This window comes from Cloacibacterium normanense, assembly GCF_003860565.1.
GTDB lineage: Bacteria > Bacteroidota > Bacteroidia > Flavobacteriales > Weeksellaceae > Cloacibacterium > Cloacibacterium normanense.
This window is the reverse complement of record NZ_CP034157.1, coordinates 891,918-909,835: the sequence shown is the minus strand read 5'-3', so window position 1 is coordinate 909,835 and position 17,918 is coordinate 891,918. Positions and strand designations below refer to the sequence as shown.

15 protein-coding genes are annotated in these 17,918 nt (G+C 32.6%); 4 read left to right on the top strand and 11 right to left on the bottom strand.

The window, feature by feature from the left end:
* Positions 1-12 precede the first annotated feature (12 nt).
* The 3 genes from EB819_RS04165 to EB819_RS04155 all read left to right on the top strand — a co-directional run bounded on the left by EB819_RS04165 (position 13) and on the right by EB819_RS04155 (position 3,340).
* A complete protein-coding gene (locus EB819_RS04165; protein WP_069798301.1) occupies positions 13-1,176 on the top strand; it encodes an iron-containing alcohol dehydrogenase in 1,164 nt (387 codons plus the stop codon).
* A gap of 88 nt (positions 1,177-1,264) precedes the next feature.
* On the top strand, positions 1,265-2,635 hold the full coding sequence (locus EB819_RS04160; RefSeq protein WP_069798299.1) for an aminotransferase class V-fold PLP-dependent enzyme: 1,371 nt from the start codon (positions 1,265-1,267) through the stop codon (positions 2,633-2,635).
* A 45-nt stretch (positions 2,636-2,680) separates the two neighbouring features.
* Positions 2,681-3,340, top strand: coding sequence for a GDSL-type esterase/lipase family protein (locus EB819_RS04155; protein ID WP_069798298.1), 660 nt, complete (start codon positions 2,681-2,683; stop codon positions 3,338-3,340).
* A gap of 33 nt (positions 3,341-3,373) precedes the next feature.
* Here EB819_RS04155 and EB819_RS04150 read toward each other — a convergent pair whose 3' ends face one another.
* From EB819_RS04150 to EB819_RS04135, 4 genes are all read right to left on the bottom strand, one after another.
* On the bottom strand, positions 3,374-4,726 hold the full coding sequence (locus EB819_RS04150; RefSeq protein ID WP_069798295.1) for a DEAD/DEAH box helicase: 1,353 nt from the start codon (positions 4,724-4,726) through the stop codon (positions 3,374-3,376).
* A 37-nt stretch (positions 4,727-4,763) separates the two neighbouring features.
* Positions 4,764-5,756, bottom strand: a complete 993-nt coding sequence (locus EB819_RS04145) for a hypothetical protein (RefSeq protein ID WP_069798292.1) — start codon at positions 5,754-5,756, stop codon at positions 4,764-4,766.
* A 58-nt stretch (positions 5,757-5,814) separates the two neighbouring features.
* A complete protein-coding gene (locus tag EB819_RS04140; protein ID WP_069798502.1) occupies positions 5,815-6,948 on the bottom strand; it encodes a porin in 1,134 nt (377 codons plus the stop codon).
* Positions 6,949-7,057: 109 nt separating this feature from the next.
* Positions 7,058-7,564, bottom strand: coding sequence for a hypothetical protein (locus EB819_RS04135; RefSeq protein WP_245993221.1), 507 nt, complete (start codon positions 7,562-7,564; stop codon positions 7,058-7,060).
* Positions 7,565-7,749: 185 nt separating this feature from the next.
* On the opposite strand from EB819_RS04135, the gene EB819_RS04130 reads away from it, so the two are divergent.
* Positions 7,750-9,906, top strand: coding sequence for an outer membrane beta-barrel family protein (locus EB819_RS04130; protein ID WP_069798290.1), 2,157 nt, complete (start codon positions 7,750-7,752; stop codon positions 9,904-9,906).
* A gap of 73 nt (positions 9,907-9,979) precedes the next feature.
* Here EB819_RS04130 and guaA read toward each other — a convergent pair whose 3' ends face one another.
* The 7 genes from guaA to EB819_RS04095 all read right to left on the bottom strand — a co-directional run bounded on the left by guaA (position 9,980) and on the right by EB819_RS04095 (position 17,860).
* Entirely contained in the window at positions 9,980-11,509 is a 1,530-nt protein-coding gene (gene guaA / locus EB819_RS04125; protein ID WP_069798288.1) for a glutamine-hydrolyzing GMP synthase, read from the bottom strand.
* A gap of 217 nt (positions 11,510-11,726) precedes the next feature.
* Positions 11,727-12,965, bottom strand: coding sequence for a phosphoribosylamine--glycine ligase (gene purD, locus EB819_RS04120; RefSeq protein ID WP_069798286.1), 1,239 nt, complete (start codon positions 12,963-12,965; stop codon positions 11,727-11,729).
* A gap of 110 nt (positions 12,966-13,075) precedes the next feature.
* Complete coding sequence (gene purH, locus EB819_RS04115) at positions 13,076-14,590, bottom strand: bifunctional phosphoribosylaminoimidazolecarboxamide formyltransferase/IMP cyclohydrolase (protein WP_069798284.1); 1,515 nt, start codon at positions 14,588-14,590, stop codon at positions 13,076-13,078.
* Positions 14,591-14,654: 64 nt separating this feature from the next.
* Positions 14,655-15,227, bottom strand: coding sequence for a phosphoribosylglycinamide formyltransferase (gene purN / locus EB819_RS04110; protein ID WP_069798282.1), 573 nt, complete (start codon positions 15,225-15,227; stop codon positions 14,655-14,657).
* 69 nt (positions 15,228-15,296) lie between these two features.
* Positions 15,297-16,286, bottom strand: a complete 990-nt coding sequence (purM, locus tag EB819_RS04105; RefSeq protein WP_069798280.1) for a phosphoribosylformylglycinamidine cyclo-ligase — start codon at positions 16,284-16,286, stop codon at positions 15,297-15,299.
* Between the two features lie 285 nt (positions 16,287-16,571).
* On the bottom strand, positions 16,572-17,108 hold the full coding sequence (locus EB819_RS04100; RefSeq protein ID WP_069798278.1) for an NADPH-dependent FMN reductase: 537 nt from the start codon (positions 17,106-17,108) through the stop codon (positions 16,572-16,574).
* A gap of 29 nt (positions 17,109-17,137) precedes the next feature.
* Positions 17,138-17,860, bottom strand: a complete 723-nt coding sequence (locus EB819_RS04095; RefSeq protein ID WP_069798276.1) for a pirin family protein — start codon at positions 17,858-17,860, stop codon at positions 17,138-17,140.
* Positions 17,861-17,918: the final 58 nt, after the last annotated feature.

Here is a 17,918-nt window from a genome sequence, read left to right as displayed (position 1 = left end):
AAATTTATTGATATGTTAAATTTTGAATTTAAAAATCCTACAAAAATTATTTTCGGTAAAGGCGAAATTTCTAAAATTTCTAGAGAAATCCCGAAAACAGAAAAAATATTAGTACTTTACGGAGGCGGAAGCATTAAAACCAATGGCGTTTACGACCAAGTAAAAGCAGCATTAGAAGGCTACAACTGGGAAGAATTTGGTGGAATTCCTGCAAACCCAGAATACGAAGTTTTATTAGAAGCTTTAAAAATTATCAAAGAAAAAAACATCACTTACATGTTAGCAGTAGGTGGTGGTTCTGTAATTGATGGAGTTAAATTCCTTTCTGCAGCAGCCAATTATGAAGGAGAACCTTGGGATATTTTAAAAAATGGAATTAGAACTGAAGAGGGAAAAGGTTTGCCATTTGCTTCTGTACTTACGCTTCCTGCAACAGGCTCTGAAATGAATTCTGGTGCAGTAATTTCTAGAAGAGAAATCGGTCAGAAATTAGGAATGGGAGGTCCTGGCTTATTCCCTCAATTTTCTATTTTAGATCCAGAAGTGATTCGTTCAATTCCTAAAAAACAAATTGCAAACGGAATTACAGATGCTTACACTCACGTTTTAGAGCAATATATGACTGTAAAAACCTCTGCTACACTTCAAGACCGTTTTGCAGAAAGCATTTTACAAACTTTACAAGAAATTGCTCCAAAAATGATGGAAGAAGAATTCGATTATGATTCAGCTGCTAATTTTATGTGGAGTTGTACCATGGCTTTAAATGGATTGATTCAAAAAGGAGTCATTTCTGACTGGGCAATTCACGGAATTGGTCACGAATTAACTGCTCAATTTGGTATAGACCATGCTAGAACTTTAGCCATTATTGCACCTTCTCATTACCGTTATAATTTTGAGGCTAAAAAAGAAAAATTAGCACAATATGCAGAACGTGTTTGGAATGTAACAGAAGGCACTACTGAAGAAAAAGCGCTGAAAGGAATAGAAAAAATGGAAGCTTTCTTCCAAAGTTTAGGGATAAAAACCAAATTATCTGAATACACTGAAGACTACCAAGGAACAGCAGAAAAAATTCAAGAAGCTTTTATTGCGAGAAATTGGTTAGCGATTGGCGAAAAAGGCATTGTAAAACCTGAAGATGCTAAAAAAATCGTAGAAATGGCGTACTAATGAACTCGTTCATTATATGCTCAAAATAACTTTCACAAAATCACAGAGAATTCTGTGATTTTTTTTTTATTTTTGAAAAAAAGTAAAAATGAATGCATTAGCAGAGAATAAGACCGTTTTAGCACACAATGATTTCTTCGAAATTCTGAGAAATGTAGAATACAAACGTTTAGATACACACAAGCAAGTTTATCTAGATTTTACGGGAGGAAATCTCTATGCTAAATCACAGATTTTGGAACATCAAGATTTGCTGATTAATAATATTCTCGGCAATCCGCATTCTACCAATCCTACTTCTCAATTGTCTACAAAATTGGTAGAAGAAGCAAGACAAAAGGTAATTGACTACTTCAATGCGGAAGATTATTACTGCATTTTTACCCAAAACGCTTCTAATGCATTGAAAATTGTAGGAGAATCTTATCCTTTCAACGAAAAATCACATTTTTTACTTCTTGCAGACAACCATAATTCTGTAAATGGAATTCGTCAATTTTGTCTATCAAAAGGTGGAAAAGTAACGTACGCTCCTATCTATTATCAGGATTTAAGAATGGACGAAAATTTCGTGATGGAAAAACTTCAAGAATCTGAAAATTTTGAAAATAAACTCTTCGCTTTTCCTGCACAGTCAAACGTTTCTGGCGTGAAACACGATTTGTCTTGGATTAAAAAAGCACAGGATTTAGGTTGGGATGTTTTACTAGATGCAGCAGCATTTGTACCAACGAATCAATTAGACTTAAAGGAAGTAAAACCAGATTTTGTTTGTGTTTCTTTTTATAAAATTTTTGGTTATCCTACAGGAATTGGTTGCCTTTTGGTAAATAAAGAAAAGTTTAAAAAACTACAAAAACCATGGTTTGCAGGTGGAACCGTAAGTTTGGTTTCGGTAAATGCCATTCATCATTTTTTGATTAATAACCACGAGAGATTCGAAGATGGAACGCTCAATTATTTAGACATTCCTGCGGTAAAAATTGGTTTAGATTATATCGAAAATATAGGAATTCAGCGCATTAATGAAAGAGTTGCTTCGCTCAGAAAATATCTATTCGAAAATTTAGAAAGTTTACTACACGATAATGGTAGAAAATTAATTCAGATTTTCGGACCAAAAGACCATCAGAATCTTGGAGGAACCATTATTTTAGGGTTTTATAACGAAGAAGGCATTCGTTATGAATTCGAGCAAATAGAAGAAATGGCAAATCAACATAACATTTCGTTGCGTTCAGGTTGTTTCTGCAATCCCGGTATTGACGAAGTTAATAATTGCCTAACAGACAATGAATTAGCAACCTACTACTCTTCTCACGAACAAGGTGATTATAAAGACATGATTAAATTTTTAGGAAAAATGCGTGGCGCAACAAGAATTTCTGTAGGAATTGCTACAACTAAAAATGATATTGATAAACTGATGAATTTCATAAGAGAATTGCTCAATAAGTAATTTAGGTTTCCCAAAATTTGAAAAGTTTATCCTAATATTTTTATCATGAAGAATTTTCTTAAAATTTCATTCCTCTTTTTTGTATTCATTTTCGGTTCTCTAGCTGCTCAAAAAGCAGATTTTTATGACGACATTCAACATTTTAAAAAATTAGATTCAGAAAAAACACCACCAAAAGATGCTATACTTTTCTTAGGAAGTTCATCTTTTACCATGTGGAAAGACGCAGCAGATTATTTTCCTGATAAAACCATTATCAATAGAGCTTTTGGAGGTTCTAGATTGCTTAATCTAAATTACTATGCCGAAGATTTACTCAATCCTTATCAACCAAAACAAGTGATCATCTATTGCGGCGAAAATGACATTGCACATGCCGAAAAACCTTCTGCAAAAGAAGTATTTAAAAGATTTAAACAATTTTATAAAACGGTAAGAGCTCATTATCCAAATGCCAACATCGCTTACGTTTCCATCAAATATTCACCAAGTAGAGAACAATTTTGGCCGACTATGAAGCAAGTGAATAAAAAAATTCAAAACTTCATGAATGCTAAGAAAAATGCAGAATTTATAGACGTCACAGAAAGCATGAATGATGAAAATGGCAGCATTAGAAAAGATTTATACTTAGAAGACATGCTACACATGAAACCTGAAGGCTATAAAATCTGGACCAAAGTGATGTATCCTTATTTAAAATAACAAACCGCTCCGAAATTCGGAGCGGTTTTTTTATTATTTCTTTTTTCTCTTTGCAATAGATTTTGCCTTTGCTTGAGCTCTGTTTCCTGGTTTGGTTTTGGGTGGTTTTCTTTTGCTTGGTCCACCAAGATTCACTTTTTTATTTTTATCTTTTTTCTCGTGGAAAGCAGATCCCGGTTCAATTTTCTTATACTGAACAGGATTTTTCATCACTACAACTTCTTTTTCCGAAGCAATTTTCACCTCAGAAACCTTCACTTCTTCTGGAAATTCTATTCTTTTCACTTCCTTGTTCATAAACATTTCCAGTTCTATGAAACGTTCTTCTTCTTTTGGCGTGTAAAAAGAAATCGCAATTCCGTCTTTATCTGCTCTACCCGTTCTACCAATTCTGTGAATATATTGCTCCTGAACTTCTGGAATTTCAAAGTTAAAAACGTGTGAAACATCTGGAATATCAAGACCTCTCGCCATAACATCAGTAGTAATAATTCCTCTCAATTCATTGTCTGAGAAAGATTTCATGGTTCTCAATCTGAAATTTTGAGATTTATTCGAGTGAATCACCCCAAATTCTCCCGGAAATTCTTCGTCTATTTTATTAAAAATTAAATCGGCGTGTCTCTTATTATTGGCAAAAATTAGAATTTTCTCAAATTCATCCTGCGTTCTTAACAAGTGAACTAATAGATTTAATTTGGTATTAAAATTCTTCACCGGAATAGCAGATTGAGCTATTTTTTCGAGTGGAGTTCCGCTTCTTGCTAAAGAAATTTCCTGAGGATTTTTGAAATATTCGTCTAGCATGGCATCTACATCATCCGTCATCGTTGCAGAGAAAAGAATGTTCTGTCTGCGCTCACTCATCATCGTGAAAATATCTTCTAACTGTCTTCTGAAACCCAATGAAAGCATTTCATCAAACTCATCGATAATCAGTTTTTTTAGATCTTTCAAGTTCAAAACAGCATCTTTCATCAAATCCATTACTCTTCCCGGAGTTCCCACCAAAATATCTACACCTTCGTAAACCAAAAGTTTCTGAGTATTGATATTTACGCCTCCATAAACGCCTAAAACTCTAGTTGACATATCTTCTGTCAGTTTTTCTACAACTTCGGCAACTTGCACCACTAATTCACGCGTAGGAACAAGGATAAGTACAGTTGGACTTCCGTTTTTATTGTATTTCCAAGTTTTAAGAACTGGAAGAAGATAAGCTAATGTTTTACCGGTTCCGGTTTGTGCAATTCCCATTACGTCTTTTCCAGACATAATTGGGGAAAAAGATTTCAGCTGAATAGGAGTAGGCTCAGAAATTCCTAATTTTTCTAAAGCGCTGTTGAGTTGTTTTGGCAAATCAAAATCTGCAAATGATACTTTCATTTGGCAAAAATACGATTTTTAAAATAGAGCAAAAATTTTAATCTCTTACAAACTCACCAGATTCGTAATCTATTCTGTATTTATAGGTAAGTGTAGTAGATTGTGACATAGCAATTCCGCCTCCTACTCCACCAATTGCAGTACCTAGAAGTACATCACCAAAAGAAGGACCTTGAATAACTTCTCCTACGAAGTAAAAATTATTTTTTTCTTTGATTACTCCGTAGAAATTAAGTCCCTTGATATAAATATTATTGTCTTTAATAATAGCATAAGCAATAGGTTTTGCATTGACAATTTCTCCAGAATTGTCCTTGTATTTAATTTTTTTAATTCCTGAAGGCGACAAAACAATTTCCTGAATAGGAAAATCTGGCTTCAGATGCTTAAGAGACTCGAAACTTTTGTAAATACCGTCTGGATATTTATTATTACTATACAATGGAATTTCACTTTTCATTATGTCGTCATAAGAAATCATATCATTTAATGTAAATGTTCTTTCCAATAGAAAATTATTAGATTCCATAGCGGTTTTGATTTCAGTAGAAATCAAATTATTAACTTGTTTTTGAAGTGATATGAGTTTATCCGTGCTATTAAATGATATTTTCTTTTCCACTTTAGAGATTAAGTGGTAAGTTTCATTTTCTTGAGCAAAAAATGCTCCTTTTAATAGAAAATTAGCTTGATTAGGCGTTTCTGAAATATAGAAATCTCTCAAAAGAAAAGTAAGATTTTTAGAAACAGAATTTTGCGGTAACAATTGATTAAAATAATCTTTAAAAATATTTTCTATCGTTTTAGAGAGCAATAGTTTCTTCTTGGAATTTTGACCTCCATATTTCACAAAACCTACATCTTCTTTTTGCTTTCTAATATCTAAAATTTGTAAAGTACTGTAGAAACTAGATTGAGGAAGAGCAACAGACGTATTTTCAAAATTAAAAGTGATGGTATTATTTTCTTCCGATTGCGCCCAAAGTAATGAATTGCTGAGAATAGTTAATAAGATTATTAGTTTTTTCATTTTAAAAATTTTTCTAAAAATAAGGGTTTTCTTAGAAAAGAAAAAATGCTTTTTATCACTAAAATCTCGCCTGAACTTGTACGAACATAGTAGTATGATCATATTCTGAAGTAAGTGGAACATTTCTCTTGTAATCATCAATCATGGCTCCTATTTGCAAACAAGCAAAATATTGGTCAGCGAATTCTAATGTAAGCATTGGCGTAAAAGTAGTTCTTACATTGCCTTCTAATTGATAGTTAGGATTTAGATATTCATATCGGTTAGAGAATTCTATGCTTCTTAGTCTTGGGGAATTCAGATTATATCGAATAATAGGATTGATATAAAAACTTCTGAATCTAAAATCTTTCAGCTCTGGTTTTGGCGAAAGCTTAGAAACTCCAAATTCTGAAAAATTGTTTCCTTCTTTGTATTCTGAGATGATTTCTAGATTCCATTTCGGATTGATGGCAAAGGTTTTTTCTACATCTGCCCCGATTACATTTCCTGATTGATTGATGTAACTGCCAATTCCGCCATTCACTCCAATTTTTAAATTTTCTTTAAAATCCTTTTCTAATCTGGCATAAACGTGTTTGCTTTGGTCATTATCAATTTCAGAACCACGAGAATTTCCATTGGTAGCTCCTATGTAATATTTCAAAGGATTTTTAGCATTATTGACATCACCATAAACAGCAATTCCAGTTTGGAAACTTTGCCAACCGTTTTTCCCCAATAAATAATAACCATTTGAGAAATCTACAGACTTGATAAACTCACTCGGAATTTCGTCTTCTATCCCAAAATACGGACGGAACTGCCCTAATTGAATTTTGAGATGCTTATTATGAGAATATCTTACAAAAGCTTGTTCTAGGACTTTTCCGGTAAGGTTACTGCTGTTAAACTCCGCAAAATTAAGCATCATTCCCAAGTCAAAACGGTCATTAATTTTAGATTTTAATAAAAATCTTGCTCTTCTTACGTTAAAACTATTGGATACTAATTTCTGTTGGTCTGCTATATTTACACCGTTTACATCTACATTTTCTGTGAGAGAAACCAAATATCTGGTCTGCAACAAACCGCTAAAACTGGTGTTTCTTAAGATTTTAGAATAGTTAGAAATGGTGTCTTTTTTAGAATCATTTTGTGCAAAAATCGCCAAACTGAACAATACAAAACTGAATAAAAGAATTTTCTTCATCTTCATTAATTTTAAACAATCATTTAAATTTGAAGATGCAAAATTATCATTCAAAAAGGACTAAATTATGCTAAGCAGAAAATAATTTAAGAAAATAAGACAAAAATCATTATTTGAGCTTCACAGATTTGGTTTCTACTTTGATTTTATCATTTTTCCAAACACTTGAAGTAATTCTTACAAATCCTTTTTTCAGAGGATCTTTTTCAATCGGAAATTTATTTTCTTCCCACTGCAAACAATGCGTAGGAATAGGTTTTACCAAGAATTTCGATTCATTATTTCTAAAAGTATAGACATAAAAAGAATGCCAACAACTGGTACACCAATTCGGATAAAATCCTATTTCATCTGCGCCATCATTGTTTAAATCTTTCAGGTTATAGATATCGCCGTTTTTAGCATTTTTGATGGTAATCGGTTTAATTTTTTCATCGGAAAAATGAATGGTAGTAATACAATTCCCTTCGCATTCATCACTACAATCTGAAACCGTAGCGTATGCAAATTCTTTTTTGCCATCTCCGTTATAATCTCCTTCTATCTTCACTTCAGAAGTTTGAGAAAACAAGAAATTAACCATCAGAAAAAACGAAATAGAAGCTATTTTTTTCATAATCATTTATGTTTTGTTTATTTCAAAAATAAAAATTTTAACTAAAAGTAACATAAAAATTGTTAAAATTATCATTTTAGAAATACTATATGTGTTAAAATAAAATTAAAAAGACAGAATGATAGAAATACTAACATTGATTTTGGTATTTTCACCGCTCAATAATATTCTATAAACCAATAATCATGAAAAAAATCTTCGTAACATCAGGAATGTTATGCACTATTTTAACTTTATCTCAAACTAAAAAAGACAGTACAACACAGAAAGAAATAAAAGAAGTCGTTTTGGTCGGAAAAAAACCTACTGTAGAAAATAAAGTTGACCGCACCGTTTTTAATGTAGCAAACAGCTCTATTTTGGCAGGTAATACAACTTGGGAAGTTTTAAAAATGACTCCCTTAATTAGTGTTGAAAATGACGAAACGCTAAAATCTGAAGGTGAAAATGTAACGGTTTACATTAATGATAGAAAATCTGTTTTTACTGGAAAAGAACTAAAAGAATATTTAAAAACCATTCCTGCAGATAATCTCATGAAAATAGAAGTGATTACAAATCCTTCTGCAAGATATGAAAGTGCGGGTTCTGTAATTAATATTATTCTAAAAAAATTAGAAAACGAAGGTGTAAAAGGAAGCGTTTCTTTAAGCAATACTCAGAATAAAAAGAACTCACAATATTCTAATTTTAACCTTAATTATCACAAGAAAAATTTTACCCAAACTTTATCAGGCGGTTATAGTAATGGAGAATATGTGTACAGCAGTACAAATGAAAACTATATTTATGCTAATAAATCTTTAACAAACGTAATTACAGATAGTAATAATCTAAATAAAGTTCCTACTTTTTCTTCGACTTCAGAGCTAGAACTAGATAGCAAAAACAACATAGGTTTAATTTTAGAATACTTTCAGTATAAATATAACAACAATGCTATTGCTGTTGGCAGCAGTTATTTAGATACTGTTTTTCAAAACTCTTTTACCCAAAACCAATCCACTAACGGAGACCATAAAAGTATTGGCAGCAATGTTTTTTACAAATATTATGACAAGGTAAAAAATAAAATTTTTGATGTTAATTTAGGGGTCAATTATTACAATGAAGAATCTAATAATGAATTTATTTTAAGTCAAGAAATTGCTCCAATTTCTTCTGGAAGTAAAATTGTAAGTGATAACCAAAACAGAAATTATTATCTAAAATTAGATTACACGCAACCATTTGAAAAATCAGGAATTAATCTAGAAATGGGTGGTAAAATAGATTTTAAAAACAATGTAATTCCTAATGATTATTATCTTTTAAACCAAAACAACTGGAATCTTGATCATTCTAAAAGCAATAGATTTCAATATCTAGAAAATCTAAATTCTGTATATACCAATGTAAGCAAAACTTTTTTCAAAAAATTAGAAACCAGAATTGGACTCAGATATGAATATATTCATTATAAAATAATACAAAATGTAGGAAGTATTGAGAAAACAAATTCTTACGGAACTTGGCTTCCTGATATTTTATTAAAATATACTTTAACAGAAAATTTTAACATCAGCAGTTTTTACAACAGAGGAATTTGGAGACCTTATTACGCAGAATTCAATCCTTTTTTAATGCCCAATAGTAATGGAACGTACAGCCAAGGAAATATGGATTTACAACCTAATCCAAGCAACAGAGTAGAACTTAAATTTGGTCTCTATAAAAAATATTATATTTCTACTTCTTATATGTTTTCTAATCAAGATTACTGGAACACCTTTTATATAAATGATGGAAAAACTATAGATATTCCTATTAATTTTAATGGCGCTGTTAAAAAATATAATGTTAATTTTAACACCAACCAAACCTTCCTAAAAAACAAATTAAATGTAAATCTGAGTATTAATTACAGTTATACAGATAACAGTGATTTTTATGCAAAAAACAATATCATCAATGCGAAAAATTATTTTAGTAATATCGGCGGTTCTACTAACATTTCTTACACCAATTTGCTGAATAAAAACATAAACATTAATGCTTGGATAGGGATATTTAATCAGCATAGCGGAAATTCTTTTGCCAATAACACGATGCTTTTTCATAATATTTCAGCCACAAAGATTTTTCCAAAATCACAAATTGAAACTAGTTTGAGATTAAGTAACATCTTTATGTCTCCAAAATTTGACAGAACCACTTTTACAGAAATAGGATCTTTCAGAAATTCTAACATTTGGGACGCAAGAGGCATTTCTCTTACATTCGTAAAACGTTTCGGTAACCAGAAAGTAAAAGAAAATTCTAAAACCAATGTAGAAAAAGACAGTGGCGGAAGCAAAAACTAAAAAATAAAATCCTGTTGAAGTTTTTCAACAGGATTTTAATTTATCAATCAGTGTAATCTTCTTATATTACAATTTATTCCCACTCAATTGTTGCTGGTGGTTTACTCGAAATATCATAAGCGACTCTATTGATTCCTTTCACTTCATTGATAATTCTGTTCGATACATTTTCTAAAAATTCCCAAGGAAAATGACTGAAAGTTGCCGTCATAAAATCTGTAGTATTCGCAGAGCGAACTACAGCGGTGTATTCATACGTTCTTTCGTCTCCCATTACTCCAACAGATTTTACGGGAAGTAACACCACAAAAGCCTGAGAAACCTTTTCATACAAATCATTTTTATACAATTCTTCTATGAAAATATCATCTGCTTCTTGTAATATTTTCACTTTTTCGGCATCTACTTCTCCTAAAACTCTGATTCCTAAACCTGGTCCTGGAAATGGATGTCTGTAAACCAAATGATGCGGAATTCCCAATTCTTCGCCAACTTTTCTTACTTCGTCTTTAAATAATTCACGAAGCGGTTCTAGAAGTTGAAGTTTCATTTCTTCCGGCAATCCACCTACATTGTGGTGAGATTTAATCACTGCAGAAGGACCTTTTACCGATTGAGATTCAATAACATCTGGATAAATGGTTCCTTGAGCTAAAAATTTAGCGCCTTCAAATTTGTGAGATTCTTCATCGAAAACGGCTACGAATTCTCTACCGATGATTTTTCGTTTTTCTTCTGGGTCTGAAACTCCAGCTAATTTTGACAAAAATCTTTCTGAAGCATCTACCATATCAATATTCATATGGAAATGCTCTCCGTAATTTTCCATTACTTTTTTGCCTTCATCTTTACGCAAAAGCCCAGTATCTACAAAAATACATTGCAACTGGTCACCAATAGCTTTATGAATCAAAACCGCAGCTACAGATGAATCTACACCACCAGAAAGCCCAAGAATGACCTTGTCATTTCCTACTTTTTCACGGATTTCAGCAACAGTTTTTTCGATATAATTGGTCAGTTTCCAATTTTTTTCTGCTTTACAAATCTGGAAAACGAAGTTTTCGAGCATTCTAGCTCCAAATTCACTGTGCGAAACTTCTGGATGGAACTGAACACAATAAATATTTTTCTTTTCGTTAAAAATCCCTGCAATTACTCCAGACTTTGCTGAAATTTCAAAATTCTCTGGCAAAGTTTCCACTTCATCAAAATGGCTCATCCAAACGGTAGAAAATCTACTTACTCCTGTAAAAAGCGGATTAGATTTCGTGATTTCTAGAGTTGCTTTTCCGTATTCTCCTTTTTCACCTTTTTTTACGTTTCCGCCCAAAAGATGTGCTGTAAGTTGCATTCCGTAGCAAATTCCCAAAACTGGAATTCCCAATTCGAATAATTCTTTTTCTACCAAATGTGCATCTGGAGAATTTACAGAACTCGGACCTCCAGAAAGGATAATTCCCGCAGGATTTTTGGATTTTATTTCTTCTAAAGAGGTATTAAAAGGTAGAATTTCCGAATATACTTCCATTTCGCGTATTCTCCTACCAATCAATTGGTTATATTGTGAACCGAAGTCCAAAATGATGATTCCTTTATTCATTTTATTTAATTGAAAGTTAAAAATTGAGCTAAAACTCAATCTTAAATTTTACAAAAATTACTTATTATTTCTAAGCGTAACTAGCCCTGATTGAAGCATTTGTCTGAGCTCTTTTTAGAAATTTCTAGATGATTTATCAGGCAAAAATTTCTAAAAAAGCGAGTGCGAAAAGCAGGGTTAGCTCCTAAAAAAATTGAGGGAAAATTCCCTCATTTTATTAAAATTTTCCGATATCTTCTCTGTAAAATGCGTAGTCGAAATGAAGTGTTTTAGCATCTTCATAGACTTTTTCGCGGGCTTCTTCGTAAGTATCGCCAGTTGCAACTACATTTAGCACTCTACCAGAATTGGTGACCACTTTTCCTGCAATTTGCTCTGCTCCTGCAAAGAGAACATTACTGTGTTTCACCTTGTCTAAACCTTGGATTTCGTAACCGATTTCAAAATTCCCAGGATAACCGCCAGAACACATCACGAGACAAATCGCCTTCTTGTCTGAAAACTGTAAATCTAAATCTTTTCCTTCGATACAGTCATGGATAACATCCAGCAAATTATTTTCTAAAAGTGCCATGATGACTTGCGTTTCTGGATCGCCAAATCTCATGTTATATTCTAACAAATAACATTGATTATCTTGTACCAAAACGCCAAAAAATATAATCCCTACAAAATCAAGTGCTTTGTCTTTAATTCCTTTAACGGTAGGTTCTAAAATATTTTTATTAAAATCTGCTAAATGCTCTGCCGTAAATTCTGGACTTGGAGCTACAGTTCCCATTCCACCAGTATTTGCGCCAGTATTTCCGTTTCCTACTTTCTTATAATCTTTGGCAGAAACACATGGAAAAGCTTTTTCGCCATTCCAAAAAGCAATAATAGACGCTTCGAAACCTTGTAAAAACTCTTCAACGACAACTTTTATTCCAGCATCTCCATAAATTCTTTCAATCATGAATTGGTGCAAAGTGTGATGCGCAGTTTCTTTGTCTTCACAAATAACTACTCCTTTTCCGCTTGCTAAACCACTTGCTTTAATCACCAAAGGATAAGAATGATTTTGGATATATTGGTCTGCTTCTACATAAGAATCAAAAATAGCAGCTTTGGCTGTTCTGATACCATAATCTTGCATAAATTTTTTAGAAAAAGCTTTGCTTCCTTCTAAATCTGCGGCACGTTTTGTAGGACCAAAAATTTTGAGATTATGTTTCTGAAATTCGTCTACAATACCATTAACTAAAGGTAATTCTGGACCTACGAATGTGAAATCTATTTTTTCTCTAAGAGCAAAATCTCTTAACTCTGCTACACTGTCATAAGGTAAGTTTTTACCTAAATTTTCTGTTGTAGCATTGCCTTTTGCAAAAAACATTTGACTGATTCTTTTATCTTCTGATAATTTTTTTGCAATAGCAGATTCTCTACCTCCGTTTCCTATTATTAATACTTTCATTTTTTGTATTTGGTATTTGGTATGTTAGTATTTGGTATATTGATTTTATCAAATTTACGAATTTGTTTGATTTTAAGTCAAAATTAATTTTTTAATTCTTCAATTTTTAATTAGTGTAGGAAATGTCTCATTCCTGTGAACATCATTGGAATTTTATGTTCATTAGCGGCTGCAATAGAATCTTCATCTTTTACAGAACCGCCAGGTTGTACAATCGCTGTAATTCCTTCTTTAGCACAGAAATCTACTACATCTCTGAATGGGAAAAATGCATCTGAAGCCAAAACTAAATCGCCGCTGAATTTTTCCTTAGCTCTAGAAATCGCTTGTTCTGTAGCCCAAATTCTATTCACTTGACCGCCTCCAATTCCGAAAGCTTGAATTCCGTTTGAAACTACTATAGCGTTTGATTTTACATATTTCACCACTCTTTGAGCAAATAGAAGTGCTTTTTCTTGTTGTTCTGTTGGTTGGATTTCTGTAACTACTTTAAAATCTGTAGAAAATTGGTCATCTACATCTTGAACCAAAATTCCACCATCTATTTTCACCCAAGTTTTTTTGTCTGAAACTGGATTTTTGACTTTTATAATTCTAAGATTTTTCTTCTTTCTCAAAATTTCTAGCGCCTCTTCATCAAAATCAGTTGCCATTACAATTTCAAGGAAAGTTTTATTCAATTCTTCCGCAGTTGCAGCATCTACTTTGTAATTCATTCCGATGATTCCCCCGAAAATAGAAATCGGGTCACATTCGAAAGTTTTGGTATACGTTTCTAAAGCAGAATTTCCGATGGCAACTCCACAAGGTGTAGAATGTTTTACGGCACAACAAGCCATTTCATCTTTGAATTCATTCACCACTTTCCAACATAAATCCATATCTCTCAAATTATTGAAAGACAGTTCTTTGCCTCCTAAAATCTCGAAATCTTTCATCGCACCGTTTTCAGTGGTAGAAACGTAATACGCTGCAGATTGATGAGGATTTTCGCCATATCTTAAATCAGAAACTTTTTGGTAAGAAGCCTGTAAATATTCAGGATATTCTTCATTCAACAACATTTGAGAAATTGCCGCATCATAAGCAGAAGTTAAGTTGAAAACTTTACCTGCCAATTTTTTACGAGTTTCAATTGTAGTATCCCCGTTTTCAGAAATTTCTTGTTGAACTTTAGCATAATCTTCCACATCGGTAACCACAGTCACAGAAGCGAAATTTTTAGCTGCAGAACGAAGCATTGATGGTCCACCAATATCGATGAATTCTACTTTTTCTTCTAATGAAATTTCTTTATTTACATTTTCGAAAAACGGATAAAGGTTTACAATTACCATATCAATCAGTTCTATTCCATGTTCCTGAACGGTTTTCATGTGTTCTTCATTATCACGAACCGCAAGAAGTCCACCATGAACTTTTGGATGAAGGGTTTTTACTCTTCCGTCTAACATTTCAGGAAAATTGGTCACTTCATCAATCTGAATTGGGTTAAGTCCAGCTTCTTTAAGATGTTTGAAGGTTCCACCCGTAGAAATGAGTTCGTAATTTTTAGATTCTAAAAATTTGGCAAAATCAATAAGATTGCTTTTGTTGGAGACACTGATTAATGCTCGTTTTTTCATTTTTATTTATACTTTTTTTATTAAATCATTGGAATGAATTCCAATTCTGTAAAATATGTCGTTCCTATGGAACTCTTTTATTTAAAACCAAATCAATCGCTTTCGGGAAAATCTCGTACTCGATTTGATGCACTTTCTGTGCTAAAGTTTCTGGAGTTTCATTTTCTGCAATTTCAAATTTTCCTTGAAGAATAATTTCGCCTTCATCAATTCCAGAAGTTACAAAATGGACAGTTGCGCCACTTTCTTTTTCTTGGGCTGCAATTACCGCTTCGTGAACGTGATGTCCCCACATTCCTTTTCCACCGAATTTTGGCAATAAAGCAGGATGAATATTGATGATTTTTCCGTTGTATTTTTCGCAAAATTCTTTACTTAGAATCGATAGAAAACCAGCTAATACAATCAAATCTGTATTTTCGGGCAAAAGTTTTTCTAAGTTTTCAGAGAAATCTTTTCCTCTTTTGATAAGTTGATTCGGAATTTGATGATTTTCGGCTCTTTCTAAAGCATAGCAATCTCTGTCTGCAACCACCAAATTGACTTTTGTATTGGGAATTTCTCCATTATCAATACAGTCAATGATGCGCTGTAAATTGCTACCAGAACCCGAAACTAAAACTGTAATATTTTTCATGTTAGATTTCAGATTTCAGATTTCAGATTTCAGATTTTTGTCTGATATCTCTTATCTAAAATCTCGTTTCTATATTAATTGAATTTTCTCTTCGTTTTCTACGATTTCGCCTACTAAATAAGCGTCTTCGATTAAAGAAAGTGCTTTTTCGGCAAGACTTTCATCTACTACTACAACCATTCCTACTCCCATGTTAAAAGTACCAAACATCTCCATTCTTTCGATGTTTCCACGTTTTTCTAATTCTAACATTACGTTTGGAATTTGGATTTTAGAAGTGTCAATTTTCGCACATAATCCATTTGGAATAATTCTTGGAACGTTTTCGATTAAACCGCCACCTGTAATATGAGCAATTCCTGAAATTTCTACATTTTCTTTCAGTTTGAAAACGTCTTTGTAATAGAGTTTCGTAGGAACTAAAAGTGTTTCGTAAAGAGGTTTTCCTTCGAATTCTTCTTCAAAATTTGGGAAAATTTTTCTTACCAATGAGAAACCATTGCTGTGAAAACCAGAACTTGGTAAAGCGATGATTTTATCACCCGTTTTTATTTTAGAACCATCAATAATTTGGTCTTTTTCTACAATTCCTACGCAGAAACCAGCCACATCATAATCTCCTGGTTGATACATTCCTGGCATTTCTGCAGTTTCGCCACCAATTAATGCGCACTCATTGTCTTTGCAAGCATTTACCATTCCTAGAACAATTTCTGCTGCTACATCTGCATCTAGTTTTCCGCAAGCTAAATAATCTAAGAAAAATAAAGGCTTTGCACCATGACACAGAATATCATTGGCACACATTGCGAAACAATCTACACCAATAGAATCATATTTTTTGGTATCTAGTGCAATTTTTAATTTGGTTCCTACTCCATCAGTTCCAGAAACCAAAACAGGATTTTTATAGCCACCAATTTCATAGAAAGCTCCAAAACTTCCTAGATTGTTCAGTACATTTTTATTGTGCGTTTCGGCTACTGCAGATTTTATTTTGTCTACGGTTTTGTAGCCTTCTTCTTTGTCTACGCCAGCTGATTTATACGTATTATTCATTTTTCTTTTTGTTTTTTTTTCTGAATAACTTGCAGGACTTTCACCTGCAAGATTCAGGTTTTTACTAGATTTATTTCAAACTGCAAACGCATTGAAAATCAAAAACAAATGATACAAAAAAAGCCGACAATCGTTCTGATTATCGGCCTCAATTATTTTGCTGCATATTTTAGCTTCCCAATTTCTTGGAATGTACAAGAGCCAAAATGTTGCGATTTAATATTCAATTTGTTTGGAATTTGATTTCGCAAAATTATATTTTTTATTGAACAAAGACAAATAAATTTAAAAAAATTCTGATTTAATTTTTTCTACTTTCTCTAAAAGCGCTCTTTGAAGTTCATTATTTAAAATTCCTTTTTCTGAGTCAAAGTTTTCATAAAAGAAAGGTAAAGAGAAAGTTTCTACAACGGTAGCTCCATCAAAAGGGAATCTTTTGGTTGCTATTTCTAAAACACTTGCACCGCCTCTTTGTCCCGGAGAAGTAGCCAATAAAAACATCTGCTTTTCACCAAAAATTTTTCGATTGGGGATCCTAGAAACCCAATCCATTATATTTTTAATGGCTACCGAAAAATTACCATTGTGTTCTGCTAAAGAAACCAAAAGAAAGTCTGACTGATCAATTTTTTCTGTAAAATCATAAGCCAATTTAGGAATTCCTGATGCTTTTTCACGGTCTGAACTGTAAATAGGCATTTCAAAATCGTTTAAATCTAATATTTCTACTTCGTGAGTAGTAAAAAATTGTGCTACAAACGTAACTAATTGTCTATTGATAGACGTGGAAGAATTGCTTCCTGCAAATGCTAGTATTTTCATGTGTTTTAGGTGTTTTAAATTATTTTTTCTTAGATTTTAGGCAAGTTCATTGGAACTTCTATCAATAAAATTTCAGAATCATTATCTATCTCTAAATCAAAATGTTCTGTTTCTGTAATTCCTAAAGCATCTCTTTGTCCAAGAATAGTTTCGCCTATTTTTACACTTCCTGAAATAACGAAAACGTAAACTCCATTTCCTTCTTTTTTGACTTGGTAAGTTCTAGAAGATTTTTCGGTGAAATTTCCTAAGTGAAACCAAGCGTCTTGGTGAATCCAACTTCCTTCATCATTAGGATTAGGAGAAATAATCTGTTGAAATTCATTATCAATGGCATTGTCAGAAATTTTTAATTGGTCATATCTTGGCTCTACTCCCATTTTATTAGGAATCACCCAAATTTGCAATAAAGTTACGGGTTGTTCTTTACTTCCGTTAAATTCACTGTGTTGAATTCCTGTTCCTGCACTCATTACTTGGATTTCCCCTTTCTTAATCGCTCCAAAATTTCCCATAGAATCTTTGTGATGCAATTCTCCTGAAAGTGGAATGGTAATAATTTCCATATTAGAATGAGGATGCGTTCCGAAGCCCATTCCTGCGCTTACAAAATCGTCATTCAACACTCTAAGAACGCCAAAATGTACTCTTTCTGGATTGTAATAATTGGCAAAGCTAAAACTGTGATTAGCAACCAACCAACCGTGGTTTTGAAATCCTCTGCTATCTGCGGTATGTACTGTTGTTTTCATTTTAAAAATTTAATTTAAATAATCGTCGCGATTATTCTGATTACGAGTACAAAGATAC